Raw genomic sequence first — 25,934 nt, 5'->3', positions numbered from 1 at the left:
TCCCCCTATCGACCCAGCAGGCCTTGTACTGTGAATGAAGCGGAATCCAACATGGCCTGCAGCACCGGCAACAGATTTGGCACCAATTGATCCACCACCAGAAAACCGACCAGCATCGCCAATGGAAAACCGACCGCGAACAAATTCAGTGTTGGCGCAGCGCGGCTGACGACACCCACCGCCAGTTGCACAACCAGCAAAGCAATAATTGCTGGAATAGCCACCCGTACCGCCGCGGCGAATAAATCCGTACCGTGAGCAGCCACCGCCCACATTTGGTCGGCACTGAATGGCGCGCGACCAATAGGCCAATATTCAAAGCTGCGAATCAGCAGATTGAGAAAATCCAAATGGCCATTCAGGCAAACAAACAACAACATAATCAGAATAAGCAGGTATTGGGATAACACCGGCACTTGAATACCGCGCTGGGGATCAACCATCATCGCAAAGCCCAAGCCCATACCATTGGCGATTAACTGACCGCCTAAAATGATGCCGTCGAACACCAGCTGGATAATAAAACCCATGGCCAAGCCAATCACCAGCTCACTGGCCGCCATCAATATGGCCTGAAAACCCAGCAGATTAATCGCCGGCAAGGGCGGCAAAACAGGCAGCACCGCCGCAGTGACAAACAAAGCCACCATCAGCCGTACTCGACGAGGAATGGTGTTACCGCTGAATAATGGCGCGGTCATCATGGCTCCACCAATACGCACAAATGGCAGCCAGGCCGATGCCAGCCATGCCATGATTTGTGCCTCAGTGAAAGTCATCCGATTCGTCCTCAGCCTTAAAAAACCAGGGTGGGAATCATTTCAAACAATTGTTGGGTGTAATCAATCAATTGCCGAATCATCCACGGGCCTGTCAAGCCCAATACAATAACCAGCACCACCAGTTTTGGGATAAAGCTCAGAGTCATATCCTGAATTTGCGTGGCCGCCTGAAACATACCAATTAACAGACCCGCCGCCAGCGCCGCCAATAGCAGTGGCGCAGACAACATCACCACTACATTCATGCTCTGACGCCCAATTTCGATCACAGTATCTGGTGTCATCTTTGCCCCCTAGCGATAGAAGCTGGCCGCCAGCGAGCCCATCAGCAGCCCCCAACCATCCACCAGTACAAACAACATGATTTTAAACGGCAGTGAAATCATCATTGGCGACAACATCATCATACCCATCGACATCAGCACGCTGGCCACCACCAAGTCGATCACCACAAAAGGGATGAACAGCAGAAAGCCAATTTGAAATGCGGTTTTCAATTCACTGGTGATAAACGAAGCCATCAGAATGGAGAACGGCACATCTTCGGGTTTATCAAAGGTTCCTTTGCCGGTGATGTCGGCAAAGCGAGCAATATCTTCTTCACGAGTCTGGGCCAACATAAATTCACGGAACGGCGCAAAGCCGGTTTCTACCGCTTGTTGGAATGGCATTTCCTCGGCGATATACGGCTGAATCGCTTCGTTATAAGCGCGTTCACCCACGGGAAACATAATAAAAATAGTCAGAAACAAACCGAGGGTTAGCAGCACCTGATTAGACGGTGTTTGACCGGTTCCAAGCGCCTGACGAACAATCGACAAAACAATCATTACCCGAGTAAAAGCGGTCATTCCCAACAACAAGGCTGGCAGCAAGGTCAACGCCGTCATGATCGCCAATAGCTGCAGCGATACACTGTATTCGGTCGTACCATCGGCACCGACAGCACTGCTTACCGCAGACATGGACAGTGGCTCAGCTTGAGCGATAACGGGTAACACAAGTGCGCCGAGCAGACATACCGATTTGAAGGCTGTTTTCAAGACGCTCATGGCTGTTCTATCTTGGCTCATGGCTGTTCCACCGTTGGGGTTTTCAGCGCTGTTACGGTATTTGCAGTTGCGCCAAGAGTGGTGTTTTTGAGTAAGCGGGCAAATACCGGTGTTTTGGGCAGGGAATCTTGCTGCTCAGCCGGAGACGCCCAGCGGTGCAAAGTACGCATATTGCCAGCGGCATTGCCCACCAGAATTTTTTCATCGCCAATTTGCAGTACGAGCAGCTTTTCTTTCACGCTCAGCGGAATTTGACTAACGACACTCACTTCACCCGCCGCAGACGGTTGAACCAGCTTAAAGCGCTTCATCAAGAAACTGGCTAAAAATAGCAGGCCAACGATAGCCGCCAAGCCAACAATAGTCTGACTTAATTCGGCAGCACCCACGCCTACCGATTGAGCCGCCACGGGCGTGGCCTTCTCAACTGAATTTGTTGAACTTGCCTCAGAAAATACCGGCATTGAGACAAACATAGCGCCGAACAAAAGTGCGTGCGCCAACTTGATATTCGCTATTTTCATCGTCGCTCCGCTTTATGATTTAGTCTTCGCGCTCAGCATCGTTAACCACCTCGGTTAACATGATGCCGAATTTCTCTTTCACCACCACAATTTCACCTCGGGCTACCAAGGTGCCGTTTACCAGCACGTCCAGCGGTGTGCCCGCTGCACGATCCAGCTCGATAATGGCGCCCTGATTGAGTTCGCGCAGCTCGCGAATACTCATGCGGGCACGCCCTACTTCTACCGAGACATTGACGTTTACATCCATAATCTTGTCGAGATTCATATTGCCCGTCATTTTGTTTAACCCTTGCTTGATCGCGGCCTGAGCCATTTTGGTTTGTTGTTCACTGACTTTTGAGTCTGGTATTTCTGGTGACTGTTCAGTGGCTTGTTCGTGATTCTGCTGTTCTTGATCGCTCATCGCCGTCTCCCGCTATCCGTTTTCGTAGAGCAGCCGGTCAATTTGCAATGCCAGATTGCCGTCTCGGCTTCCGAGGTGGGCGCTAAAGAATGGGGTATCGCCAATTTTCAGATTGGCCTCACCCACACTGGCTAGCGGAATAAAATCACCCGCCTTCCAATTGGCAACTTGCTTTAGGTTTAGTCTTAGTTCCGCCAGTACCGCCACAACATCCACCGGCGCTTGCTCAAGGCCATTCACCATATCCTGTTGCCACTGGGCGTTATCCACACCACGGTTTTGCTTGTTTTCCCCTAGTGAATCCCGCACTGCATCAATGGCACTCCAGGGTACAATCGACCAAAAACCGCCACTGAATTCACCAATACTAATTTCAAAGCGTGTTGCGACCAGTGAGTCCGCTTCGTTAAAGCCGTCGAGCAAACGCGGATCGCTGCACAGCAGTGCCAGCTCCGGCTTGTCGCTCATAACACCTTTCCAGCTCTCAGAAATATCTGGCAGCAACTGCAAATGCAGCATTTCCATCAGATCGGATTCGGCCGTAGAAAGCTGCTCGCGACTTTCCACTTGGCTGGAACCGGTACCACCGAAATACAGATCAACTAGCTGAAAAACCAAGTCGGATTCAAAGGCGATAATCAAACCGCTGTTCAGCGGCATACCGCGCACTACCGAAATACTGCACGGCGCTTCAAGTACGCCCATCAGCTCTTCGAACTTCATTACAGTAATACGATCAGTGCGAACCGCATCCACCACCGGCACCAGGCCGCGCAACTGATCTCTAACCGCCGATGCAAATTGCGACTGAATCAGCGACAGCGCTGGAATCAGCCGCTGAACCGCATAGTCGTGGTGGGCAAAATCGAATTTGCCACTCGCCGATTGGGCACTCTCGCCTTCTTCGGCGTTACCACTCATCAGCGCTTCAATTTCTTCTGGCTCAAGAACACCGCTCACGCTAGTAACCTCACTGCACCACAAACTTGGTGAAATAAACGGCATCGACCAATCTTTCTTGGCCTTCAGACTCAAGCAGATCATTGACCTTGTCAGCCGAGGCTTGCTGGAGTTTTTCGCGGTCTTCTGCGGTAGAAATAGTCTCTTGGGTCTGAGCACTGAAAAGCATATTGAGGCCGTGTTGAATACCGGGCAGATATTCCTCAATGGTGTCTTTGGCACCGGTTTGCCGACTCATAAGCTCAACTTCAACCATCAAAAAGCGCATGGGGCGAGTGTCTTGCAGGTTGACCACAAAAGAGGGAGAAATCGAAATATATTCAGGCTTGGCCAACGGTTTATTCGCAGCGTCAGCGGCTTCCTCCCCCTCGGCGGGAACAGGCTCTGGCGCATCTGGTCTGGTAAACCACCACGTTCCACCGGCGGCGGCTAGCACCAACACCACTTGAATGACGATAAGGATAATTTTGTTTTTCATGGAATAACGTCCGAGTCCTGTATGTGTCAAAAATCCGCCCCAGAAGGCGTTTTCACACAGAATTCAGCAATTGTTATGCCACAATATTTTTTTCTTACTTATCAATATGTTACGAAATACAGGATTGCCAGAGACAAAAAATTGGCAAGCGTTATCTGACGATTAAATGGCGTCACCTAATGGATCTAATAAGGAGCCATGATCTAGGAAGGAAACCGATGCCGGACAACTCCGGCACCGATCATAGATATTGCGATTAAATCAGATTGCCTAGGCGTAATAATCCACACCCGGCTTAAGCTGAATATCTAGCTGTCGGCTCGTATCACCGAGCTCAGTGCCATTTGCACCCGCCGCCTGCCCGCGCCCACCCGCGCCAGACTGCTGTTCTTGAGATTGTCGTTGAGATTGCTGTTGAGACTGGGCCTGAGCTTGAGCCGCATTATCCTGAGAGGACTGGAAGCCGGCGCTGGCAAAATCTGGCTGATGGTTCACCTTGACCTGATCCAGCTTAATACCCTGACTCTCAAAGGCCGAGTGCAGTCGAGGCATTAAGCGCTCGATCATTTCACTGGTGTCGGCACTTTCCGCATGAAATTGCACATTGGCCTGACTGCCATCCATTTTCAAATCAATTTGAATATGCCCCAACTCCTGGGGATTTAAACGCAGTACCGCGCTGCCGACACCTTGACTACCCATCCAATTCAACCGCGCTGAAATGGCTTTATCCCAAGCGGGATCATTCAAGGCATTTTCAGAAATAGTAAATTGGGGCAGTGCCTTAGTTTCCGTCAGCCCGCCAACGCGGTCGCGAATTGCCGTCAGGCTATTTTGTTGATCATCCAATAATTGGGAAAAATCTCCCACCGCTGCGTCCATTTTTACGGTGGAATTCGCGGCAGAATCACCTAGTCCAGACGCTAGTCCAGCCGCCGTTTTGGTCTGTAACTCGTTGGGCAATTTTTCAAAGCCAAACACGCCACCCTCGACTTTGCCGCCCAGTGATTTCAGTAGCGACTGATCGGCAGAATCGTCACCTTCACCCGCGGAATTTGCCATATCGCCAAACTGGCCATGTTGGCTATTACCCGCCAAGGTAAATCCGCTAGTGGAAAGTCGTTCAAGCGCAGAGGCCTGCATAAGTTGATCGGGTGATAAACGCTTCACTTCTGGCAGCGCGTTAGCGCCCATCCCCAATAATCCACCCAGTGTCGCGACGGCTAGATTTTCAGCGGCATCAGATTCTTCACCCAGCAAGTCTTCCTCACTGGATTCCAACTCACTAGAAAGTTGGGTCAATAATTTAGGGTCGACCAGTTTTGACTCAATTAAGCTAGAGTCCTGACCTTCAAGCTGGGCGCTTAATTTGGCCAGGGCATTGCCGGTGAGATGTTGAAAACCGGGGGCTTCGGAATCGAGCAGGCTGATCTGACGTGCCGCAAGCAGCTCATTAAACGGCATTGCGCTTTCTTGGCCAGCGGCGAGTTTGCCCACGCCACTATTCCCACTGAGCGAACTAAAAATATCCAGAGCGTCTTTTAAGCCCTGATGAGCATTGATTGAACCTGTCATCGCCATATCCCGTTCCTTACCTAAGCGCCCCATCAAAGCGGCAAGATTTTGTCGCTTTGGGGCTTATGAACAGTATTTAGCAAGTCTTATGCCAGATGTTAGATAGAACAGCGATCAGGGTAAAAACACATTCGCCGCAGAATTAACACACAGATTCAGCGGCATAGAATGAGATTAGAAGAAAGGTAGAACTGAGGGAAAAAACAATCAGGCGTGGCTGTGTTGCCACACAAAGCGCTGATTATTCATATCATCCATAACTTTTTGTTCGATTCGATCCTGTTCACGCCGCTCTGCGTCGAGATAGCGCTCGGTTAAGGCATTGCGACTCATGGATTGTGAACGCGCCTGAATCCAGCGCTGACGCTGCTTTTTAACCGCCAATTCAGCATCTTTAACGGCAAATTGCTGGCTTTGGATAGCGTTGGACAGGTTTTGTAGAAAACGACGATTTTCCTGCAGGAAATTCAAATCTACATTGCAACGGCGGTCGACCGTCGCCGCTTGTGAATACTCTTTGTGGTATTGACGGAGTTCAGCCAGCTTTTGTTGCTGTTGTTCCACTTTAAGCTGAAGACGAGCCAGCAGTTGGGCCTGAGCCTCTTCTTCACGATCCGCAATCGCCTGAACGGTTTTCATTCGTTGGGATTTTTTCATGCCGCTACCACTCCTTTAGATACCCCACTATCTCCTCTAAAGGGCCGACAGGCTATCCGTGGATTTACGCATTCTGCTGGCTCAGAGCTTGCCACGCTAGTAAGCCACCTCGGCATCCTCACCAACCAACCGGCCTAGCTTGTCTAATGAACCATCCAAGCCTTCGGCCTGATCAAAATCCTGCTGCAAGAATTTCTGCACGCTGGGCCACAGACGAACCGCTTCATCCAAACGCGGATCAGCACCGCGCTGGTAAGCGCCAATGGTGATCAAATCCCGGTTTTGTTGATAGAGCGAATAGGTTTGTTTGAAATGGCGAGCCGCAACCTGATGAGGCTTATCGGTAATATCATTCATCGCTCGACTGACCGATTTTTCGATATCAATCGCCGGATAATGACCAGAATCCGCCAATGCCCGTGACAGTACGATATGGCCATCTAGAATCGCCCGCGCAGAGTCTACGATGGGATCATTTTGATCATCGCCCTCTGCCAGCACCGTATAAAATGCGGTGATCGAGCCGCCGCCCACCTCGCCATTACCGGCACGCTCAACCAGTGCGGGCAATTTGGCAAATACGGAAGGCGGATACCCTTTGGTGGCTGGGGGCTCACCGGTAGCCAGAGCAATTTCCCGCTGGGCTTGGGCATAGCGGGTTAATGAATCCATAAGCAATAAAACTTGCTTGCCCTGATCACGAAAATACTCAGCTACGGTCGTCGCCAATTGCGCGCCGCGCAGTCGCATCAGAGGTGGATGATCGGCTGGAGTGGCAATCACCACTGATCGACGCAAACCCTCTTCGCCGAGAATTTCGTCGATAAATTCCTTAACTTCCCGACCCCGCTCACCGATTAAACCCACTACCACCACATCGGCATCGGTGAACTTAGTCATCATGCCCAGCAACACACTTTTACCCACGCCACTGCCGGCAAATAGCCCCAAACGCTGACCGCGACCCACCGTGAGCAGTGAATTAATCGCTCTAACACCAGTGTCCAATGGCTCGCGAATCGGTTTGCGGGTCAGTGGATTAATCGCCTTGCCGTTAAGAGAGCGGTGTTCTGCGCACTGCAGCGGGCCTTTTCCATCCAGCGGTCTGGCCGAGGCATCAATTACACGGCCTAAAAGCGCATCGCCCATCGGCGCGTCTGAACCCTTGCTCAGAGGAACAACGCGTGCATTGGGGGTAACTCCGCGCAACTCACCGGTAGGCATCAATAAGATTTTGTCGGCACTAAAGCCAACCACCTCGGTTTCCAGCCAGCTACCGTCGACTGTTTCCACTTTGCAATAACCACCCAGAGGGGCGCGGCAACCCACCGCTTCGAGGGTTGTGCCGACAATGCGTTTCAACTGCCCTTCTACCGTGGGCACTTGGCTATTCTGATTAAGGCGCTGGCGATATTCTCTAAACACCTGGCTCAAGGCTTGGCTGCGTTCGGACATGCCTATTGATCCTCGTTCATCAGGCTGTCCAATAAGCCAGCCAAACGGGTTTCAATGCTGTCGTCCAAGGTAGAGTCACCACTGTGAATACGATAGCCACCCTGACCTAAAGAGGCATCGGCAATAAATTGCCACCCATCCGGTTTTTGCGCCGCTTCAGATTCGCTGCCGGCACACACCTCGTTCATGACCTCGAGATCGTTAGGATTGAGATAGATTTGACACTCTTTATTCAGTACTGGCAGTTGCTTGATCGATTTTTCAATCATACTTTTCAAACGCTCAGGCTGAATACTGAGCTCAGCGCGCAGCAATTGTTTAGCCAGTGCCACCGTCATCTGCAACAACTCTTCTTGCAGTTGGGCATCAATAACGGATTGCGGTTCGCGCAGTGCCGTCATCGCCATTTGCAGACGTTGACATTGCTCCGCCAAAATTGCCTTAGCTTGCGCCTCACCCTCGGCCAGACCTTGAGCAAAGGCTTCTTGGTAAGCCTGTTCTTTTAGCGATTCAAAATCGTGTTCTGGAGTTGCAGCGGGAGCTTGTTGACCACTCTGGGCCACAAACACCGTTTGATGAGTTTGCGGAACAAAGCTGCCATCCAGCACTGGCGGCAACCAGCGCTGAATATCAGGATCGCTAAATTGCGGCGCAGAATTGGCAGCATCTTCGGCGGGAATCAGCGTTTTCGCTTCATCGTCCAATTCGATTTTACGTGGCACAAAGGCCTGAAAAACCTCGGTCATAAGAAAACTCAAATATAATCGTCGCCGCCACGGCCCAGTTCAATTTGGCCGCTCTCACCCAACTTTCTGGCAATAGCCAGAATTTCTTTCTGCGCGGATTCAACATCGCTTAGTTTCATTGGCCCGCGGGTATCCATATCCTCTTCCAGCATTTCGCGGGCGCGCTTAGACATATTGCCGAGGATTTTCTCGCGCACCGCACCGTCGGCCCCCTTGAGGGCAACAGGTAGCAAATCAGAGGACACTTCACGCAACAGCATTTGCATGGATTTGTCGGGCAAGCTAGAAAGATTGCTAAACACAAACATCAGCTCGTGAATACGGTCAGACAGTGCCGTATCGATTTTGGCCACGGTTTCCAAAATACGGGTTTCAGAGGCGGTGTCCAAACCGTTGATAATCGATGCCGCCGCCTGAGGGCCATCCAGATTGCGTTTTTTCAGGCTGGTGGTGATCGACAGTTTCTTGCGCAGCACTTCCTCAAGCTGTTTCATGGCCGACTGGGGAATGGTTTTCATATTGGCAATGCGCAATACGATATTGTCTTGTACCTCTACTGGAAAATGCTTGAGTACTTGGGCGGCCTGTTCGTTTTCCATATGCGCGAGGGTGATGGCAATAATTTGCGGATGCTCATCCTCAAGCATACGTGCAATCATTTCTGGCTCTAACCAGCGCAGAGAGTCGATCTCGCGAATTTCTTCTTCGCCCAACACCCGGTCGGCCATATTCGCGCCTTGCTGCTCACCCAAGGTCGTAGTGAACAGCTTGCGCACATAACCCTGTACACCAATGCCCAGCGGGGTTTCTGCTTGCAGTGCTGAATTAAACTCAGCAACCACATTAGCGGCCCGTGCTTTATCCACACGGTTCACATTGGCCATGGCCAAGCCAATTTTCTCTACCACTGCAGGACTGACATGCTTCAATACATTGGAAGCATGGTCTTCACCCAACATCAGCAATAACAGGGCGGCTTTTTCACTTCCACTTATCATAGGTTCACTATTTCCTGCAGCTTGTGGAAATTGAGGCGCAGACGTTGCCGGTTTTGTAGATAGCGCAGCTTGACTCATTGTTCAGACACCCATTGATTTATCACTTGTGCAACCCGTTTTGGGTCTTGGTCCACAGAGCTTTTGACCTGTGTTACCTGTTCTTCTAAATTCACGCCGGCAGCCTGCCCCGGTGCGGCCAAAGCGGCCACCGGACGACCCATCACTTCGCCCTGCATACCCGCTTCCATCGCGCCGGTATTGCCCAGCGCCGCTACCGGACGGTTAGTGAGACTGCGAATAGCCGGACGCAGTACTACCAATACGATAAACAACACCGCCAGGCCAGTTAGGACTTGCCGTAATAGATTGGCAAACCAAGGCTGTTCCCACAGTGCTGGAGCTTCCAGCTCTTCAGTAAATTGATTTTCAATATTGAAATCAGCAGAGATCACAGTGACGCGATCGCCCCGCGCTTCATCAAAACCTACCGCATCTTTAACCAGCAGGATCAAGCGCTGAATTTCTGGATTGGATAGCGGTGTGCTTACGGGCTTACCCTTCTCATCTAGGCTGTGTTTATTGTCGACCACGACCGCCACCGACAACTTGCGAATATCGCCAGCCGAATTGCTGCGGTAGTTCAAAACCCGTTCAATTTCATAATTGCGAATCACCGAGCGGCTGGCATTAGGATTCGCGGCATCGGCCTCTTCTTTTGCCGCAGCCGTACCCAGAGGTTGATTGCTCAGTGCACCGGGAATACCCGCCGCAGTTTCATCTGGACTGGCAACGCCGCGCTCATTAATCTGTTCACTGCGAACAACTTGCTTATCCGGATTCCAGCTTTCACGGCTTTCCTGACTGCGGGTGAAATCCACATCAGCCGACACCTGAACTTGCAGGCGACCAACACCGGTTAATGGTTGAAGAAGTTTAACCAAGCGCTCTTCATAGGCTTGTTCCAATTTTTGGCGATAGGCAAATTGCTTGGTGCTCACTGCCAGCTCGTCTTCGTGCTCATCGGGGTTAGAAAGAAGCTGACCCTGTTGGTCAATGACCGACACATTTTCTGGCGCCATGCCGCTGATACTGGAAGACACTAAATTAATAATGGCTTCTACATTATTGCGAGCCAAATTGCTGCCGGGGAAAATATCGACGACGACCGAGGCACTGGGTGGCTTGCGATCGCGAATAAACACTGACTGCTTTGGAATCGCTAAATGCACTCGCGCACGACGAACTTGATGCAGGCTCTCAACAGTGCGCGCCAGCTCCTGCTCCAAGGCATACTGGTATTTCTTAGACTGCATGAACTCGCTAACACCAAAACCCTGCTCTTTTTCCAGCATGGCCATACCGCTGCCATCATTGGTCAAACCTTGGCCGGCAACTTTAATGCGCGCTTCGTGCAATTGATCCGCAGGAACTTGGATATCGCCGGTGGCATCTTCAAGGCGATAAGCGATTCCAGCAGCGGTCAAGGTATCAATCAACGCACTGGCGCGCTCCGGCGCGACCGAGGCGTATAAGGTGCGGTAGTCTTTGCCCTGCATCCAGAAAACCGATGCCCCGCCAATAGCCACACTGGCCGCGATACCGACTAGCAGTAGCAACTGACGCAACACATCGTTCTTTAACAAAGGTGCCAGCGGGCCCAGCATTCCGGGTTGCTTGCTTGTTTGAACTGCGGTTTCGGCCATGTTTGCTCTCTCAGAATCTATTTGGGTATTGCGTTACTTGTTAAAAATTATTCAATCACCGGCGCTTGCCAAGGGTGATTAAATCGACATCCGCATCACTTCGTTGTAGGCATCGACAAATTTATTGCGCACTTCCACGGCGGCCTTCATCGACACATCGGCTTTTTGCATGTTCACCATTACCTCGGTCAGGGTGACGTTTTTATCACCGCGCTCAAACGCAGCCGCACTTTGCGAGGAGCGCTGCTGGGCGTCATTTACACTGTCGATGGATTGTTTGAGCATGGCGCCAAAATCAACCCGATCACGTGGTGAAACTTCACCAATCTGACCGGTCTGACGAACATCCAAATCAACCGGATTTATTCCCGCTTGCTGGGGTGCGCCGGGCATGGTGGTTTGCTGGCGGATCGCCCGGATCTGATTTAGCAAACTGTCTACGCGCATATCTGACATGACTTACTCCCCCTTAAATCGCACAGCCCTGCTCACGCAGGCGGGCAATTTTGTAACGCAGGGTACGCGGGCTGATGCCCAAAATTTCGGCGGCATGTTTTTTTGATTTGCCTTCTTTCAAGGCCTGATCGATTAAACGCATTTCCTGATCACGCATCGCTGCGTCCAGTTGCGGCTCATGTGCGAACTCATCGGCAACCGTCAAACCCGTATCGCGATGAAAGCCTGTTTCACTCGGTGCGTCCTGGCGCGGCTCAGCAAAAGCATCGGTACTGGCAACCGCACTGTAGAGCGATTCATTGAAATCCAGACCAATATCAAACTGAATATCTTCCGCTTGAATGCGCTGCCCCTGACGCAGAATCAAGGCGCGCTGAATAACATTGTCCAACTCGCGCACATTGCCCGGCCAGTTATAGGCTTGCAGCTTGGCGATGGCCTCGCGGGTCAACATATTGTCGGGGTTATGCACATGGCGATCACGGCTAATGAAATAACTGGCCAGCGGCAAAATATCCGCAGGGCGGTCTTTCAATGCGGGAATCGCGATGGGGAAAACGCTTAGGCGGTAAAACAAGTCTTCACGAAACTCGCCGTCTTTTACCTGTTGTTTAAGATCGCGGTTAGTAGTGGCGATAAGGCGCACATCCAACTTAATGGTCTTAGTGCTGCCGAGGCGCTCAATTTCGCGCTCTTGAATTGCACGCAGTAATTTGGCCTGTAGACCAATATCCATTTCGGAAATTTCATCCAGCAATAGCGTGCCGCCATTGGCCTGTTCGAACTTACCTGGATGTGCAGTTAACGCGCCGGTAAAAGCGCCTTTCTCATAACCAAACAACATTGCCTCAAGCATCTGCTCTGGAATCGCCGCACAATTCACCGCAATAAAGGCTTGTTCACGGCGTGAAGAATGCGCGTGAATAAAGCGGGCGTATACTTCCTTACCAACACCGCTGTGACCGGCCAACAGCACCGTGGCATTGGTTTCAGCCACACGACCAGCAAGGCCTAACACCAATTGCGATTTGGGATCAGCAACAATAAGATTGCTCATGAACGGCCTCCAAAAACAACGGCCTTATCGCTCAACTTCTGGCTAACAGGGGCGGAGCGCGACAGTGATTTCAGAGCCTCAGTCAAAACCGCTTCGCTGTAAGACAATTCCTGCTGAAGCAGAAAATTGCACAGCAGTTCACTACTGAGTGGGGCGTTTGAATTCTGGTTTGGCGTTGCGCTCATCATGCTGCCTCTCTAAGGTTTACAGTCATGATTAAGCAAGGGCTATGCCATTATATTTTTCTATTTATTATCAATAGCTTAGTTAATTTATTAGACTCTGCGACAGTTTTTTGGCAGGGGAAAAATAGCCGCTAGCGGTAGGTTTTTGGCGTTAAAAACAGACGGGCGGAAATAGGGCCGTAGGCTGGCAAACAAGAAAATCTTGAACAACACTACCCGAAATAGATAGGGAGATATCCGGCGGGTAAAAGAGGAATACTCGGAGATAAAACAGACTGCCTTACTCGGCGTCAGCTAGAAATACCCAGCTTTTTCATTTTTTCGGCAAGCGTTGTGCGTTGCAGCCCCAATAACTGAGCAGCACGAGTAATCACGCCCTCTTCACGGCGCAGCGCTTCTTCGATATACCACTTTTCCAGATTTTGGATATGGTCTTTCAAATCGATGCCCGCCTCCGGCAATATTCTCTCCGGCTCACTTTTCTCAGGATGATCTAAGCCAGCAAATGCTTCACCATTAACTACACGCCCAATGGTTAGCGCATCCATCAACGCATCTTGATCCTCGCGTTCATCCAGCTCGTCATCATCAACCAAATCCAGAACGCGATACTGACGCGGTAAATCCTGTGCAGTGACCGTCTGGCCCGAATGGGTAATCGCCATGCGCTCCATCAGGTTTTCCAATTCGCGCACATTGCCCGGCCAGGCATAAATCTGTAAAGCGCGCATCGCACTTTTGGAATACTTGGGCGATTTCATGCCGCGACTGTGCAACTTGGCAATAAATTTACCCATTAGTAACGGCACGTCTTCAACGTGATCGCGCAGCGGGGGGACTTCAATCGGGAAAACATCTAGGCGAAAAAACAAGTCCTGACGGAATGAGCCGTCCTCCACCATGGTTTCTAAATTGCGGTGGGTCGCCGCCAGAATACGCACATCGCATTTACGCGGTTCATTACTACCGACGCGTTCAAAGGTACGCTCCTGCAATACCCGCAGTAATTTAACCTGCATGGGCAGGCTCATATCACCAATTTCGTCGAGAAATAAGGTACCGCCCTCTGCCATTTCGAAACGGCCTTTACGAGTGGCAATGGCACCGGTAAACGCGCCTTTTTCGTGACCAAAGAGTTCGCTTTCAAGTAGATCAGCAGGAATTGCGCCGCAGTTTACGGGCACAAATGGACGGCTGGAACGATTAGAGGCTTGATGAATTTTGCGGGCAACCACCTCTTTACCACTGCCGGATTCACCACGGATAAGCACCAGGGTATCAAACCCCGCAACTTGATTGACAAGCTGATCAACCGTTTGCATGGATGAGGATGTGTTGTCACCCCGATCCATTCGCTTGTCGCTCAATATGACCCCCTGCAAGCTGTCTGCCATTTGCCCCTAACCTAATCACTGCTTATTTCTCAGTATAGTGCAGTTGTCGCAAAGACAAGTTAATACGTAAAATTCCGTGCAGAACTAGGGGAAATAGATCCGATTTGTAGAAACCCACTGCACAAATAACAGCGCAGACAATAAGCAAAACCGGGGAGTTTGGAAAGCCTTACGGATTCAGCAGCCTGAATCCGCAAAACACAGAGGATGGGAAAAGACCGTAATCAGGAGTGCCTAACGTATTCGCCAAGCTGGCGGCCGTTATGACGCTGCTGCTCGCGCTCTTCGACCAGCTCGCTGCGCTGATGGTACAACATTGTGGAAACTTTGCGATCCAGCTCCAAAATCGCCTCAATCACCTGCCTCACTAAACCGCTGTCTTCGAGACTGGTTGGCGTGGAAAAGAAAGCATCCATGTTTTCCCGGCGAATGCGCTGGGTAGCCAAAGCCTGCTTCCATTCACCTTGCTCACCCAAGGTCAATATTTCTTCACTAAAGGCGTAAAGGTCAGCAAGCTGTTGCTGTCGAGCTGAACGTTGCTCACGGGGAGGAAATTGAATAACCATTGTCGCTATCTCTAAAGAATTCTTTGGTGTTTCTAACCTAGCCTAGGTAGACGTCGATCTTAGGCATTCGCCACCGCCATACGCTGCTGAGCACTTTCGCTCATGCCTTGATCCATTTGCGGCGGAATGGCATCCCAGGCTTCTTTCAGCTCGCGCAGCAAGCCGATAACTTCATCAATAATCTCGCAATCGTTATTGATATTGGCCAATAACAAACGGCGATTCATATAGTCGTAGAGATTTTCAAGATTGTTGCTCAGATCTGGATTCACCGAGTGATCCAAGCTCATACGCAGACCGTCAATAATGCCAATAGCGCGGGTGATGCTCTGGGTTTTATTGGCAATTTCTTTACGCACAATTTGACCTTTGGCAATTGCCATACGATCCAGCGCACCGTCCATCAGCATTTGAATCAGGCGATAGGGGCTTGCCGCCGCCAATTTCGATTGTACGCCCATATTGGCGTAAGCCTGGGTTGCTCTACCTGCTGAATAGCTCATTGTTGTTCCTCATAGGCCGCTGTTCTTAGTCTATATAACGGCATTTCTACGGCTTCCTTGATGGCTTTTTTCTAGGTAATAACCCTTAAAACCGCTTAACTTTTCTTAGTCATTCCCGGCAGATTCGACAACTGCTGAGTCAGAAAATCACCGGTGGTAGTCAGTGAACTAATCAGCGAATCCATGGCATTAAACTGTGCGGCATAACGCGCTTCTACAGCCAGCATTCGTCTGTCCAGCGCTTCACGCTGGGTGCCAATTCGACTAATCGCGGCTTCCAAACCGTCGGTGCGGTTATCGAGAATTCCGCCCGTTTTTGCAAAACTGTCAACCGCGGTACTGATTTTTGTGGCAAAGCCATTGTCGCCGCCAAACAGATCAGCAATCGCGTTAAAGTTAGTGTCCATCACCTTGCTCAAGCGGTCACTGTCCAGTTCGAGCAGGCCACCATCGCCGGTGGTAATCCCTATTTCCGCAAGTGAATCCAGTTCCGGATTCAAATCCTTAACCACGCCGCCAATTTCCTGCCGCAAGCGGCTGGCAATACTGCGCGTGGTAAAGTCCCCCTGCAATACACCGGCCGCACCGGTTTCGGGGTCGTAGGAGGTTAGGTTATTAAGGGTGGTCATCAAGCTGTTATAGGTCGACACAAAGTCTTTCACCGCTTTGGTGACTGAAGCGCTGTCGAGCTTTACTTCAAGATCGATGGTCTCACCGGGGCGGGCCTCTTTAATGCTGAAGCTAACCCCTTCAATCATACCTTCCAGGCTTAGGTTAGGGCTGGTCTGGGTAAAGCCATCGACAATCACAATGGTGTCTTTAGCCTCAACCTTCTCGGTCATATCCGAGGGATTAACACCGTCATAGGCAAGGCTGGCCAAATTGCCGGTGTCATTAATATCGGTGCTTGTAGAAATGCTAATGGCATTCGCCGTGCCGCTATCTTTTGCGGTAAACACAAGGTGTGCGCCATTTTCATCATTGACGATGCTGGCAGATACCCCGGTGTTGTCTTCGGCGTTATTGACCGCATCACGGATTGCCGTCAATGAATCACTGCCCTCTTCCACACTGATGGTGAAAGACTCGCCATCCACGGTAAAGGTCAAATCGCCTGTACCCACACTGGTGTCGGCATCAGTAAATGCGGCGGAGGCTAATTTATGCTGGGTTGCCAATTGCTCTACTTGCACCGCGTATTTGCCCGGCGCGGCATTGGCATCAGTGGTTACAGTGAAAACGTCTTTGTCGCTAATCAGGCTGCTGCGTTTTTGAAACGTCTCAGTACTTTTGAGCTTTTCCAAGCTGCTTTGAAAACTGTCCAGCGATGATTTAAGCGAACCAAAGGCAGACAGGCGCGACTGGGCCTTGGCCTCGCGAAGATTCAGGCGATTTTCCTGGGGGCTGCGCTCGGCCTCAACCAGCTGATTAACCAAGCTGGAAATATCGATACCCGAGCCAATTCCTGTTGCTGTTAAACCTGACATAATTCTGTCTCTTTCCTACGTTCAGTATCGCAATCAAATTGCGAGATCAGACCGGTATACCACTATTGTTTCCTGTGTGAGCGCGCCAAACCATCAGGGATTTCCGATGCCAGCCAACAAAATCTGCCGCAATAACGGCAAAAAATTGTCGCTTTGACTGACTTATTTCGGCATTTCAGCCCTTTTCCGACCATTTATCTAAATGAATGCAGTTACCGTACCAAGCCAACTATGAAGTAAAGACAAATCAAGCGTGGTCGTTTAACAGGCCGGTTTTTCCGGTAACGATAAACTCAGCTACCCGCAAGACTTCTTCAGAGGGAAACTGGCGAATCACTTCCTGACTTTGAGCATGCAAAACTTTAAGCACATTCTTACCGGTAGAGTCATCGATCAAAAACTCCAGATCGCGCTCACGGTCGCGCATTAGCTCATTAAGTTTTGAAATGGTGCTACTGGATTCCAGATCGTCGGTTTCGCCATCCAAAACTCGAATAATCGCCCTGGCCATCTCATCCACTTGCTGGCGCGTTTCAACAGAGGGCGCGGACGGCTGACTGGCGTGGACGCGATTTTCAGACGATAACTTCAAGTCTTTTTCCACACTGAAAGTCGAACTATTGGCCGGGTTCATCTCCTCTGCTTTGGAGAGTCTTCCCATACTGCCCACTTGGGTATTGTCGATGCGAACGTTCATCGTTTACCTCCACATCATAAAATTCGGAAACGCCAAAAGAGCCTCCAGGCCCCTCGCTTCCAAATCATTATCGTTTCTCATCGGAGTCAAAAACCCCGCGCCACTTACGCAGCGCGGGGTTTAGGCTTAGCCAAGCAAGCTCAGTGCAGCTTGTGGCAGAGAGTTGGCTTGAGCCAGAACCGAAGTACCAGCCTGTTGCAGAATCTGCGCCTTGGTCAGGTTGGCAGTTTCTGAAGCGAAGTCCGCATCCAGAATCCGGCCGCGTGACGCTGACAGGTTCTCAGAGATAGTCTGCAGGTTGGTAATGGTTGACTCAAAGCGGTTCTGTACCGCACCGAAGGTGCTGCGCAGATCACTTACTGAGCTCAGTGCAGAGTCAATACGGCGGATCATCTCGTTAGAGGCATCCACAGTGGTGACGTTGGCTGCGCTCAGGTTACCAGAGGCTGTCGCATCGCTCAGGCCCAGAGTGGCCGCATCAGTACCACCGAAGGTGATGCTTTCAGAGCCCGCATTGATAGTGAAGGTGCCGTCGTCATTCACTTCCGCAGTTGCATCGCTACCCAGCGCGGTGTTGATTGCCGCTACCAGATCATCGGTAGAGGTGTAGCTGCCAGCCGCTACTGATACTGCATCACCGTCACCAATCGCGATAGTCAGATCGCTTAGGGTTACGCCAGCAGCAACTGCGTCAGCACCATCAGTGCTTACTACGCTACCGGTGAAGTCCGCAACTGCACTTGCTCCATCATTATTAGGGTCATTGTCATAAGCATCAACAACGATAGCGTTACCTGATCCAGTAGTTAAATTAGTGATGGTTATGTTGTTACCATCTGCCGCTACTGAGTAACCACCACCAATTGTCGAACCTATATCTGCCGCCAACTGAGCTGCATCACCAGTGTAATCGGCAGTCAGGGTTACTGTGATTCCGTCGACATCAAATGAAACCTCATTGGTACCGAAGTTAGACAAGAGACCTGCAGCACTCGCATCAAAAACTGCAGTTGCACTAGTCGCAGCAGTACCCGCCATTGCTGAAGTCAGATCAGCTGAAGTGGCTGCAGAGATAGAACCCATTGAATCAAGGCGCATGCTGGTTTGCAGATCCAGACCGATGGTTTCACCCACATTGGCACCGATTTGGAAAGCGGCGCTACCGAAGGAACCGTCTAGAACTTTACGGCCATTGAATGAAGTTTGGCTGGCGATACGATCGATCTCAGCCAGACGCTGTTGCACTTCAGAATCCAGTGCGGCGCGGTCAGATGCAGAGTTAGTCGCGTTAGCAGACTGGATAGCCAGTTCGCGGATACGCTGCATGTTGTTGGTCATCTCGTCCAGTGCAGACTCACCAGTCTGGGCCAGAGAGATACCGTCGTTGGCGTTACGCACCGCTTGGTTCAGACCGTTGATCTGAGTGGTGAAGCGGGTAGAAATGGCCAGACCAGCCGCATCGTCTTTGGCACTGTTAATACGCAGACCAGTAGACAGACGTTGCAGTGAGGTACTCAGGGTATCCTGTGAACGCTGCAGGTTGCGCTGAGCGTTTAAGGACGCGATGTTGGTATTGATGCTAAGTGCCATAATGACTCTCCTTACACGGAACGTATAAAAGACTATCGTCTTTTCATCTAGCGCTAACCGTTGTGGTCTTTGCTTTCACCCTATACATCGGCCTTTGCTGGCAGTTCTTTATTCCGTAGAAACACCTATTTTTGCGTGAGGCTTACGTATTTTTGGGGCGTTTAAGAAGAAATTTGGCAGGTTTTTACTCCTTATCCCCTGATCGGCGGTAATTTCAAAATCTTTAGTTAAAGACATGGGCGCTATATAAAGCCGCCTATTCCAAAACAAAAAACCGCGCCGAAGCGCGGTTTATATTATTGGCTACGGCAAAGTAGCCATCAGGGGAATAATTGTCGATTAGCCCTGCAGTAGGCTCAGCGCTGCTTGAGGCACCTGGTTGGCCTGCGCCAAGACTGAAGTACCCGCTTGCTGCAGAATCTGCGCCTTAGTCAGGTTGGCAGTTTCCGCCGCAAAGTCTGCATCCAGAATACGACCACGAGAGGCAGTCAGGTTTTCCGAGATGCTTTGCAGGTTATTAATCGTCGATTCAAAGCGGTTTTGTACCGCACCAAAGGTACTGCGCAAATCGCTAACTTGGGTCAGAGCAGAATCGATACGCATAATCGCGTCATTAGAGGCATCAACTGAGGTCACCGACACTGAATCCAATGTGGTGCTATCCACCGCGATATTAAATGTTGCGTCTGCCGCGTTAAAGCCCAAGCGCGCAGTCTCACCGGTGATTTCAATACCCTCTGCCGCAGACAAGGTGATATTACCACCGATCACACTGGTGGTATCACCCACGGCGGCATAGCTATCGGAAGCGCCGTCATTAGCAATCACCGCCGCATCGGTAATACCTTGCGGGGTAGTATTGCCAGTGGTGTCCTGGTTGATTTCAATATTGCGGCCGTCCGCCGCTTCCAGAGTCAGCACACCACCAGTAAAGCTGGCGCGGACACCCGTATCATCGGCATGCAAATTAATGGCCGCAGCCACATCACCACCAGTGATATCGCCAGTAGGAATACTACCGTCGAATACATTTACGCCATTGATATTCAGCTCATAGCCGGCATCCGAACCTACTGCCGTAATGGGAGTAAACGCAAGATCCACCGAGGTATGCGCAGATGCTGTCAGCCCAGTGATACCGGCCGCATTAATCGCTTCTACTTTTGAGTAGGCGCTATTGGCATCGCGACCGGGACCACTGCTTGAGAAATCTGCACTGGCAGGAATCGCCACTGGATCGGAATTACCAATCGCAATCAGAGTGCCGCCATCTGTCAGCGCCGCAGAAGTATCAATACCAGCGAGTTGAGCGTCAGTGCTGCCAGAAGAAATCTGACCAATCTGAGAAGATTTCACTCCGGTGTTCAGGTTCACATCAATGGTTTCACCAACATTGGCACCCACTTGGAAAGCCGCCGTACCAAAACTGCCGTCCAGCAGTTTTTGACCATTAAACGAGGTTTGCGAACCGATACGGTTAATCTCCGCAATACGCTGCTGCACTTCTGAATCTAGCGCTGCACGGTCAGAGCTGGAGTTGGTGGCGTTAGCCGACTGTACTGCCAGTTCACGAATGCGTTGCAGGTTATTAGTAATTTCTTCCAGCGCGGCCTCACCGGTTTGCGCCAGAGAAATACCGTCGTTAGCGTTGCGCACCGCTTGGCCCAAACCATTGATCTGGGTAGTGAAGCGGGTAGAAATCGCCAGACCCGCCGCATCGTCCTTGGCGCTATTAATACGCAGACCAGTAGACAGGCGCTGCAGTGAGGTGCTCAGTGTATCTTGTGAGCGCTGAAGGTTACGTTGTGCATTCAGTGAAGCAATATTGGTATTGATGCTAAGTGTCATAATGACTCTCCTAAAAACTTTTTAAACTCTATTTCGTAAACCGCTACATCGGCTAAATTCTTACTCGGGCTGAAACTCATACACTATTCACTCCGCCCTCCTGCAACTTCGCAATTCGCTCATCGTCCCTCCGCTATAAATAGTTAAAGAGGGACAGGTTCTGCAGCTTTCCGAATACGGATTGCGCTGCCTCAAGGCCTGCCATCTGCTGGTTAAATCGAGAGATCGCCTCGGCGTAATCAAGATCTTTAATTTCACTGAGGTTTTCCTGAATTCGGATATTGGCACCGGCATTAATATCGGTCTGGGTTTCCAGAGCGACCATGCGGGCACCGACTTTTGACTGAGTATTAATCAAGTGATCAATCGCCTGATCGATATTGCTGATCGAATTATTTATCGCACTGGTGCGCTGACCCCGCGCCGAGGGCTGATCGATAGCAATCTCAAAGGCATCGGCGAGATTATCCAAAATGCTGAATACATCGGTGGCCTGTGCTGCGCGCAAGTGGAATTGATCACCCGCCGCAGGAGTACCAGAGATGCTCACTGACATGCCAGCCACGGTAAATTCGCTGCCCGCTTTATAGACGCCGGTTTCAACCACAGCGCCACCGGCATCCAGCAATCGATAGTTTTCACTGTCGATAAATTCGATGCTGAAATCACCGCCGGTAAAGGCCGCGTTGTCTACAACTTCGCCAAGAGCGATATAGGCATCACCGGTATTGGCAGCATCTGGTTCGGTAGCAAAACGACCATTGCCATCGAGAATACCCATAAACACTTTGGAGCCCGGATCGCTGTCACCCAGAGTCCGTGCAGGGCCAATTAGTAACTGGCGCTGTCCATCATCGCCGTTGTAGTTAATACCATTGGAGTCATAACTAAAGGGCGCTGCATTTTGGTAGCCACTGAAAATATAGCGGCCGTCATTATCTTGGGTGTTGGCGTAGGCCAGCAGGCTGTCAATTTCCTGCTTAAGCTGAACCAATAACGCGCCTTTTGACTCTTCACTGTGTACCGGATTATTGGCTTGAATAGCCATATCACGAACACGCTGTAGAATTTCAATACTGTTGCCAACAGTTTCCTCTTCGAGTCTTAGGCGACTGTCAAGAATATTAGAATTGCTGGAATACTGTTCGGTGCGCTCCAGTGAACGCCCCAAACCCTGAACCCGAACCGCGCCAATAGGATCATCCGCCGGATTTTGGATGCGGTTACCGGTAGCTAATTGCGCCTGGGTTTTTGAAAGTTGGCTTTGCTGATCCATCATGCTGCGGATACTGGCGCCATATATTTGACTACTTGCGATTCTCATCGAAAGGCACCCATCAGAGATTGGAACAAATCATTGGCGGTGGAAATCGCCTGCGCCGCCGCCGAGTAGGCCTGCTGATAACGAATCAGATTGGCCGCCTCTTCGTCGAGGTTGACGCCAGAAACCGAGGCTTGGCGCTCAGAGGCCAGATACTTCAGGTTTTCTTGAGCTTGAAGATTGACCTCGGTACTGCGGGTATAGACGGCAACTTTGCCGACCAGCGCACCCACCGCGTCATTGATACTTTGGGTGCCGCCCACCAGATTTTTCAGATCTTCAGTAGCCGCCATCGCCATCGCATTGCGGTTATCGCCATTGGCACCCGTGTTGGCCGCAATATTGAAGCTATCGCCGGCATTGGGGATACCATTGATGGTGACTTGATTGCCATTGATAACAATGGGATTGCCGGAGGTATAGGCAAAGCTACCTGCGCCGTTAATTTGATAGGTAGTGGCATCGATAAAGCTGATCGATACCGGATCCATTAAATTTGGATTACTTGGATCAACCACCAGAGTTTCGCTGATCTTGGCGCTACCAGTATTGCTTAGCACAGCTTCGCTGCGGGTTGCTGCTGCCGCCGCAATACGTGAGGGATCGGTCATCACCACACTGAAGCTGCCTGCAGCATCAACGGTAGGCTTGATATAGAAACGGTCACCGGCATTCGCCGCACCGCTAACAGAAATAGATACGCCATCAATCACAAAGGGATCTGCGACGGTACCACTACCGGTAAAACCAGTAATTTGCGCGCCCGATTGCTGATTAAAGGCTTGCCAACTGGCGCCATTAAAACGCAGCTCAATATCCTGTGCGGTTAAGGCGGTGGTATCGGTAATGGTTGCGGTCAGGGCTGCACCGCCGGTATTAGACGATGGCTGAGAAACACGAGGCCCAGCGATACTGAAAATATCCTGGCCGCGCTGGCCGTAAAGATCGAGACCGGCATTGTTCTGATCGTTCAGCGCCGTTGCTACCGAAACGGCAATGCGTCCCAATTCGTTACGGGTGACGTCAATAATTTCGCGCTGAAAACTCAAAGCGCCACCCAAGCTGCCGCCGTTTAGTGAGTCGGTCAGATCAAATCCGGTATTATTCGCCAGCACAATTTCCCGGCGCGCAGGGTCTTCGGCACTGCGAATAGTAGATAGCTCAGTAGAATTACCGCCGAGTACCAAAGCATCGCCACGGCCGATAAAAATATTAATAGAACCATCATCCTGCTCGGCACTGCTGATATTCACCAATGCGCTCAGTTTGAGAATGGCTTGGTCGCGTTGATCGAGCAGATCGCTATTGCCCCCACCCACAACCGCAGAGGACTCGCTGAGCAGCTTATTAATATCAGCTATCTGACTGGTTAAATCGTTAATTTCTGCAACGGCGCTATCCACGCGCTCAGAAATTTCCGCATCTAAGCTGTCGATTTGAGCGGAAACGTCGTTAAAGCGATTTCCCAAGGTCTGCGCTTCGGCCAAAAATAATTGACGCGCAGACAGTGACGCCGGCTCATTGGCCACGTCTTGAATTGAGTTATAAAACTGTGACAAAAAGGCGGTTAAACCCAGATCAGGGTCCGCCAGATTATTGTCCAACTGGGTAGCTAAATCGTGCTGAACTTCCAATTGGCTACTGGCCGCCGTTGCCGCACGCAGTTGCGAAATTGCAAACTGATCGTACATGCGACGAATTTCAGACACCTTAACACCCGAGCCGATAGTCAGCCCGCCGATGCTAGTGCCGTTCTGAGCAGAGAACGAGACTTCTTGCCGCGAGTAGCCTTCGGTACCCGCATTGGCAATATTATGACTGGTAGTCGCCAACGCGCGCTGGTTCGACACCAGTGACGATAATGCGTTGGACAATAAGTCAGCCATTCCGCTTTCCTCTATTTACTAACGGCAGTTTTTTGCCGCCGACCATGAATCATTAACTATCTGTTTTTCGTACCAGTTGGTTTTGAACTGCCATTCCCTCAGCGCTTAGGCTTGAAGCGGAATCCAGCGGCAATTTTTTGTCACTTCCCAACTGTTTCACTATGGTATCTGCAAGCCCTATGCCACCTTTTTCAGACAGACTTAAGGACAATTGCTGATCATGCATTTGCATATAGGTATCCATATTGCTGTTGTCGAACAGCCCGCCCTCTTGCACGCTGTCACGCATACTTTTCAGCATCATTTGTACAAACAGGGATTCGAATTGCTGAGCAACTTGTTTGACCGCCTGATCGGGAGCCTCTTCAATATTTTTCCGCATTTGCGAAAAAACACTAAAGTCATGGACGTTGCTGCCGATAGTATTAGTAAGCCCGCTGGACATAGCTGTTCTCCAGCCCCTTAGATCACAACCAGCTCAGCGCGCAATGCGCCAGCCTGATCGAGGGCTTCTAAAATGGCGACTAAATCGCCGGGAGCAGCCCCAACTTTATTAATGGCCGTAACGATTTCTTCCAGCGTTACACCGGCCTCAAGAAGGAACATGCGCGACTCCTTCTGACTGACATCAATACTCGACTGTGGAGCGGCAACAGTTTGCCCCACGCGGGAAAATGAATTGGGCTGACTGACCGCCACACGCTCGGTAATAGAAACCGTTAATGAGCCGTGGGTAACGGCGGCGGGCATCACCCGAACCTGACCACCAATCACGATGGTGCCAGTACGCGAGTTGATAACCACCTTGGCGCTCGCCTCTGCCGGATCAATTTCCAGACTTTCCAACATCGAAATAAAGGTCACGCGCTGATCGGCATTTTGCGGGCCGCGCACTTTTACCGTGGCGGAATCCATTGCACTCGCCGTTTCCAAACCAAAGCTGTCGTTGATGGTTTCAGCCAGACGGCGAGCCGTAGTGAAATCAGGTTTTTTCAAATTCAGTAGCACTTCACCATTTACCGCCATGGTGCTGGGTGCAGGACGTTCAACGGAGGCCCCGTTGGGGATACGACCCGCAGACGGAATATTGACGGTTACTCGTGAACCATCATTGCCAGAAACACCTAAGCCACCGACCAGCAGTGAGCCTTGTGCAATCGCATAGACTTGACCGTCCGCCCCCATCAAAGGTGCCATCAGCAAGCTTCCGCCGCGCAGGCTGGCCGCATTACCGATAGAAGAAACGGTGACATCAATCGTTTGGCCGGGCTTGGCAAAGGGAGGCAGGCTAGCGTGAACAGTAACCGCTGCCACATTCTTTAATTGTGGGTTTACATTGTCGGGAACCCGCACACCAAAACCAGTGAGCATATTGCGGATACTTTGGATGGTGAATGGCGCCTGGCTGGTCTGATCACCGGTACCACTCAAGCCAACTACCAAACCGTAGCCCACCAATTGGTTTTCACGCACACCGGCGATATTCACCAGATCTTTAACGCGATCGGCCTGAGCAGGAATGGAAATAATGGCGAAAACCAAGGCCACAACAAACACCTTGGTCGCCAACAGCAATACGCTTTCTGTTTTCAATTTCATATCAGTTCC

27 protein-coding genes are annotated in these 25,934 nt (G+C 50.9%); all 27 read right to left on the bottom strand.

Annotation, left to right across the window (positions count from 1 at the left end):
- Positions 1–5: 5 nt before the first annotated feature.
- The 27 genes from fliR to IB286_RS05290 all read right to left on the bottom strand — a co-directional run bounded on the left by fliR (position 6) and on the right by IB286_RS05290 (position 25,925).
- Positions 6–779: a flagellar biosynthetic protein FliR gene (gene fliR / locus IB286_RS05420; RefSeq protein WP_190763274.1), complete on the bottom strand. Its 774-nt coding sequence runs from the start codon at positions 777–779 to the stop codon at positions 6–8.
- Between the two features lie 17 nt (positions 780–796).
- On the bottom strand, positions 797–1,066 hold the full coding sequence (fliQ, locus tag IB286_RS05415) for a flagellar biosynthesis protein FliQ (RefSeq protein ID WP_190763272.1): 270 nt from the start codon (positions 1,064–1,066) through the stop codon (positions 797–799).
- Positions 1,067–1,075: 9 nt separating this feature from the next.
- Complete coding sequence (fliP, locus tag IB286_RS05410; RefSeq protein ID WP_223826133.1) at positions 1,076–1,855, bottom strand: flagellar type III secretion system pore protein FliP; 780 nt, start codon at positions 1,853–1,855, stop codon at positions 1,076–1,078.
- Positions 1,852–2,358, bottom strand: coding sequence for a FliO/MopB family protein (locus IB286_RS05405; RefSeq protein WP_190763270.1), 507 nt, complete (start codon positions 2,356–2,358; stop codon positions 1,852–1,854). The genes fliP and IB286_RS05405 overlap by 4 nt, the downstream gene beginning before the upstream one ends.
- 19 nt (positions 2,359–2,377) lie before the next feature.
- Positions 2,378–2,764, bottom strand: coding sequence for a flagellar motor switch protein FliN (fliN, locus tag IB286_RS05400; protein WP_190763268.1), 387 nt, complete (start codon positions 2,762–2,764; stop codon positions 2,378–2,380).
- A gap of 12 nt (positions 2,765–2,776) precedes the next feature.
- The gene (locus IB286_RS05395) at positions 2,777–3,724 is read right to left on the bottom strand and encodes a flagellar motor switch protein FliM (RefSeq protein ID WP_190763267.1); all 948 of its coding nucleotides are present in this window, start codon (positions 3,722–3,724) and stop codon (positions 2,777–2,779) included.
- A gap of 10 nt (positions 3,725–3,734) precedes the next feature.
- Positions 3,735–4,202: a flagellar basal body-associated FliL family protein gene (locus IB286_RS05390; RefSeq protein WP_190763265.1), complete on the bottom strand. Its 468-nt coding sequence runs from the start codon at positions 4,200–4,202 to the stop codon at positions 3,735–3,737.
- A gap of 270 nt (positions 4,203–4,472) precedes the next feature.
- Positions 4,473–5,777, bottom strand: coding sequence for a flagellar hook-length control protein FliK (locus tag IB286_RS05385; RefSeq protein WP_190763263.1), 1,305 nt, complete (start codon positions 5,775–5,777; stop codon positions 4,473–4,475).
- A gap of 207 nt (positions 5,778–5,984) precedes the next feature.
- Positions 5,985–6,434: a flagellar export protein FliJ gene (gene fliJ / locus IB286_RS05380; protein WP_190763261.1), complete on the bottom strand. Its 450-nt coding sequence runs from the start codon at positions 6,432–6,434 to the stop codon at positions 5,985–5,987.
- Positions 6,435–6,530: 96 nt separating this feature from the next.
- A complete protein-coding gene (gene fliI / locus IB286_RS05375; RefSeq protein ID WP_190763259.1) occupies positions 6,531–7,889 on the bottom strand; it encodes a flagellar protein export ATPase FliI in 1,359 nt (452 codons plus the stop codon).
- Between the two features lie 2 nt (positions 7,890–7,891).
- Positions 7,892–8,635 (bottom strand): FliH/SctL family protein, encoded by a 744-nt coding sequence (locus tag IB286_RS05370; protein WP_190763257.1) that lies wholly within the window; start codon positions 8,633–8,635, stop codon positions 7,892–7,894.
- Positions 8,636–8,643: 8 nt separating this feature from the next.
- The gene (gene fliG / locus IB286_RS05365; protein WP_190763255.1) at positions 8,644–9,633 is read right to left on the bottom strand and encodes a flagellar motor switch protein FliG; all 990 of its coding nucleotides are present in this window, start codon (positions 9,631–9,633) and stop codon (positions 8,644–8,646) included.
- A gap of 74 nt (positions 9,634–9,707) precedes the next feature.
- Complete coding sequence (gene fliF / locus IB286_RS05360; protein ID WP_190763253.1) at positions 9,708–11,336, bottom strand: flagellar basal-body MS-ring/collar protein FliF; 1,629 nt, start codon at positions 11,334–11,336, stop codon at positions 9,708–9,710.
- A gap of 78 nt (positions 11,337–11,414) precedes the next feature.
- The gene (gene fliE, locus IB286_RS05355) at positions 11,415–11,792 is read right to left on the bottom strand and encodes a flagellar hook-basal body complex protein FliE (RefSeq protein WP_190763251.1); all 378 of its coding nucleotides are present in this window, start codon (positions 11,790–11,792) and stop codon (positions 11,415–11,417) included.
- Positions 11,793–11,805: 13 nt separating this feature from the next.
- Complete coding sequence (locus IB286_RS05350; RefSeq protein WP_190763249.1) at positions 11,806–12,849, bottom strand: sigma-54 interaction domain-containing protein; 1,044 nt, start codon at positions 12,847–12,849, stop codon at positions 11,806–11,808.
- Positions 12,846–13,037: a hypothetical protein gene (locus IB286_RS05345; protein ID WP_190763247.1), complete on the bottom strand. Its 192-nt coding sequence runs from the start codon at positions 13,035–13,037 to the stop codon at positions 12,846–12,848. Before IB286_RS05345 ends, IB286_RS05350 begins: the two co-directional genes overlap by 4 nt.
- A 287-nt stretch (positions 13,038–13,324) precedes the next feature.
- A complete protein-coding gene (locus IB286_RS05340) occupies positions 13,325–14,401 on the bottom strand; it encodes a sigma-54 interaction domain-containing protein (RefSeq protein WP_223826132.1) in 1,077 nt (358 codons plus the stop codon).
- A 251-nt stretch (positions 14,402–14,652) separates the two neighbouring features.
- Positions 14,653–14,994: a flagellar protein FliT gene (locus tag IB286_RS05335; RefSeq protein ID WP_190763245.1), complete on the bottom strand. Its 342-nt coding sequence runs from the start codon at positions 14,992–14,994 to the stop codon at positions 14,653–14,655.
- A gap of 59 nt (positions 14,995–15,053) precedes the next feature.
- Positions 15,054–15,497 (bottom strand): flagellar export chaperone FliS, encoded by a 444-nt coding sequence (gene fliS, locus IB286_RS05330; RefSeq protein WP_190763243.1) that lies wholly within the window; start codon positions 15,495–15,497, stop codon positions 15,054–15,056.
- Positions 15,498–15,592: 95 nt separating this feature from the next.
- Positions 15,593–16,984, bottom strand: coding sequence for a flagellar filament capping protein FliD (fliD, locus tag IB286_RS05325; protein ID WP_190763241.1), 1,392 nt, complete (start codon positions 16,982–16,984; stop codon positions 15,593–15,595).
- A gap of 247 nt (positions 16,985–17,231) precedes the next feature.
- On the bottom strand, positions 17,232–17,681 hold the full coding sequence (locus IB286_RS05320; RefSeq protein WP_190763239.1) for a flagellar protein FlaG: 450 nt from the start codon (positions 17,679–17,681) through the stop codon (positions 17,232–17,234).
- A 126-nt stretch (positions 17,682–17,807) separates the two neighbouring features.
- Positions 17,808–19,271 carry a flagellin N-terminal helical domain-containing protein gene (locus IB286_RS05315; protein WP_190763237.1) on the bottom strand — a complete coding sequence of 488 codons (1,464 nt, stop codon included), beginning with the start codon at positions 19,269–19,271 and terminating at the stop codon, positions 17,808–17,810.
- Positions 19,272–19,610: 339 nt separating this feature from the next.
- On the bottom strand, positions 19,611–21,119 hold the full coding sequence (locus IB286_RS15685; RefSeq protein WP_190763235.1) for a flagellin N-terminal helical domain-containing protein: 1,509 nt from the start codon (positions 21,117–21,119) through the stop codon (positions 19,611–19,613).
- Between the two features lie 133 nt (positions 21,120–21,252).
- On the bottom strand, positions 21,253–22,443 hold the full coding sequence (gene flgL / locus IB286_RS05305; RefSeq protein ID WP_190763233.1) for a flagellar hook-associated protein FlgL: 1,191 nt from the start codon (positions 22,441–22,443) through the stop codon (positions 21,253–21,255).
- Positions 22,440–24,326: a flagellar hook-associated protein FlgK gene (gene flgK, locus IB286_RS05300; protein WP_190763231.1), complete on the bottom strand. Its 1,887-nt coding sequence runs from the start codon at positions 24,324–24,326 to the stop codon at positions 22,440–22,442. Before flgK ends, flgL begins: the two co-directional genes overlap by 4 nt.
- A gap of 52 nt (positions 24,327–24,378) precedes the next feature.
- Complete coding sequence (locus tag IB286_RS05295; protein WP_223826131.1) at positions 24,379–24,771, bottom strand: rod-binding protein; 393 nt, start codon at positions 24,769–24,771, stop codon at positions 24,379–24,381.
- Between the two features lie 17 nt (positions 24,772–24,788).
- Positions 24,789–25,925, bottom strand: a complete 1,137-nt coding sequence (locus IB286_RS05290) for a flagellar basal body P-ring protein FlgI (protein ID WP_317889708.1) — start codon at positions 25,923–25,925, stop codon at positions 24,789–24,791.
- Between the last annotated feature and the right edge of the window lie 9 nt (positions 25,926–25,934).

The organism is Spongiibacter pelagi, assembly GCF_014705705.1.
GTDB lineage: Bacteria > Pseudomonadota > Gammaproteobacteria > Pseudomonadales > Spongiibacteraceae > Spongiibacter > Spongiibacter pelagi.
Note: the sequence above shows the minus strand (reverse complement) of the source record. Positions and strands in the feature narration are given on the sequence as shown.

Bases quoted from the DNA above. Each gene is read 5' to 3' on its own strand.
- fliR (WP_190763274.1), bottom strand. From the start codon at position 779: ATGACTTTCACTGAGGCACAAATCATGGCATGGCTGGCATCGGCCTGG.
- fliQ (WP_190763272.1), bottom strand. From the start codon at position 1,066: ATGACACCAGATACTGTGATCGAAATTGGGCGTCAGAGCATGAATGTA.
- fliP (WP_223826133.1), bottom strand. From the start codon at position 1,855: ATGAGCCAAGATAGAACAGCCATGAGCGTCTTGAAAACAGCCTTCAAA.
- IB286_RS05405 (WP_190763270.1), bottom strand. From the start codon at position 2,358: ATGAAAATAGCGAATATCAAGTTGGCGCACGCACTTTTGTTCGGCGCT.
- fliN (WP_190763268.1), bottom strand. From the start codon at position 2,764: ATGAGCGATCAAGAACAGCAGAATCACGAACAAGCCACTGAACAGTCA.
- IB286_RS05390 (WP_190763265.1), bottom strand. From the start codon at position 4,202: ATGAAAAACAAAATTATCCTTATCGTCATTCAAGTGGTGTTGGTGCTA.
- IB286_RS05385 (WP_190763263.1), bottom strand. From the start codon at position 5,777: ATGACAGGTTCAATCAATGCTCATCAGGGCTTAAAAGACGCTCTGGAT.
- fliJ (WP_190763261.1), bottom strand. From the start codon at position 6,434: ATGAAAAAATCCCAACGAATGAAAACCGTTCAGGCGATTGCGGATCGT.
- fliI (WP_190763259.1), bottom strand. From the start codon at position 7,889: ATGTCCGAACGCAGCCAAGCCTTGAGCCAGGTGTTTAGAGAATATCGC.
- IB286_RS05370 (WP_190763257.1), bottom strand. From the start codon at position 8,635: ATGACCGAGGTTTTTCAGGCCTTTGTGCCACGTAAAATCGAATTGGAC.
- fliG (WP_190763255.1), bottom strand. From the start codon at position 9,633: ATGATAAGTGGAAGTGAAAAAGCCGCCCTGTTATTGCTGATGTTGGGT.
- fliF (WP_190763253.1), bottom strand. From the start codon at position 11,336: ATGGCCGAAACCGCAGTTCAAACAAGCAAGCAACCCGGAATGCTGGGC.
- fliE (WP_190763251.1), bottom strand. From the start codon at position 11,792: ATGTCAGATATGCGCGTAGACAGTTTGCTAAATCAGATCCGGGCGATC.
- IB286_RS05350 (WP_190763249.1), bottom strand. From the start codon at position 12,849: ATGAGCAATCTTATTGTTGCTGATCCCAAATCGCAATTGGTGTTAGGC.
- IB286_RS05345 (WP_190763247.1), bottom strand. From the start codon at position 13,037: ATGATGAGCGCAACGCCAAACCAGAATTCAAACGCCCCACTCAGTAGT.
- IB286_RS05335 (WP_190763245.1), bottom strand. From the start codon at position 14,994: ATGGTTATTCAATTTCCTCCCCGTGAGCAACGTTCAGCTCGACAGCAA.
- fliS (WP_190763243.1), bottom strand. From the start codon at position 15,497: ATGAGCTATTCAGCAGGTAGAGCAACCCAGGCTTACGCCAATATGGGC.
- fliD (WP_190763241.1), bottom strand. From the start codon at position 16,984: ATGTCAGGTTTAACAGCAACAGGAATTGGCTCGGGTATCGATATTTCC.
- IB286_RS05320 (WP_190763239.1), bottom strand. From the start codon at position 17,681: ATGAACGTTCGCATCGACAATACCCAAGTGGGCAGTATGGGAAGACTC.
- IB286_RS05315 (WP_190763237.1), bottom strand. From the start codon at position 19,271: ATGGCACTTAGCATCAATACCAACATCGCGTCCTTAAACGCTCAGCGC.
- IB286_RS15685 (WP_190763235.1), bottom strand. From the start codon at position 21,119: ATGACACTTAGCATCAATACCAATATTGCTTCACTGAATGCACAACGT.
- flgL (WP_190763233.1), bottom strand. From the start codon at position 22,443: ATGAGAATCGCAAGTAGTCAAATATATGGCGCCAGTATCCGCAGCATG.
- flgK (WP_190763231.1), bottom strand. From the start codon at position 24,326: ATGGCTGACTTATTGTCCAACGCATTATCGTCACTGGTGTCGAACCAG.
- IB286_RS05295 (WP_223826131.1), bottom strand. From the start codon at position 24,771: ATGTCCAGCGGGCTTACTAATACTATCGGCAGCAACGTCCATGACTTT.
- IB286_RS05290 (WP_317889708.1), bottom strand. From the start codon at position 25,925: ATGAAATTGAAAACAGAAAGCGTATTGCTGTTGGCGACCAAGGTGTTT.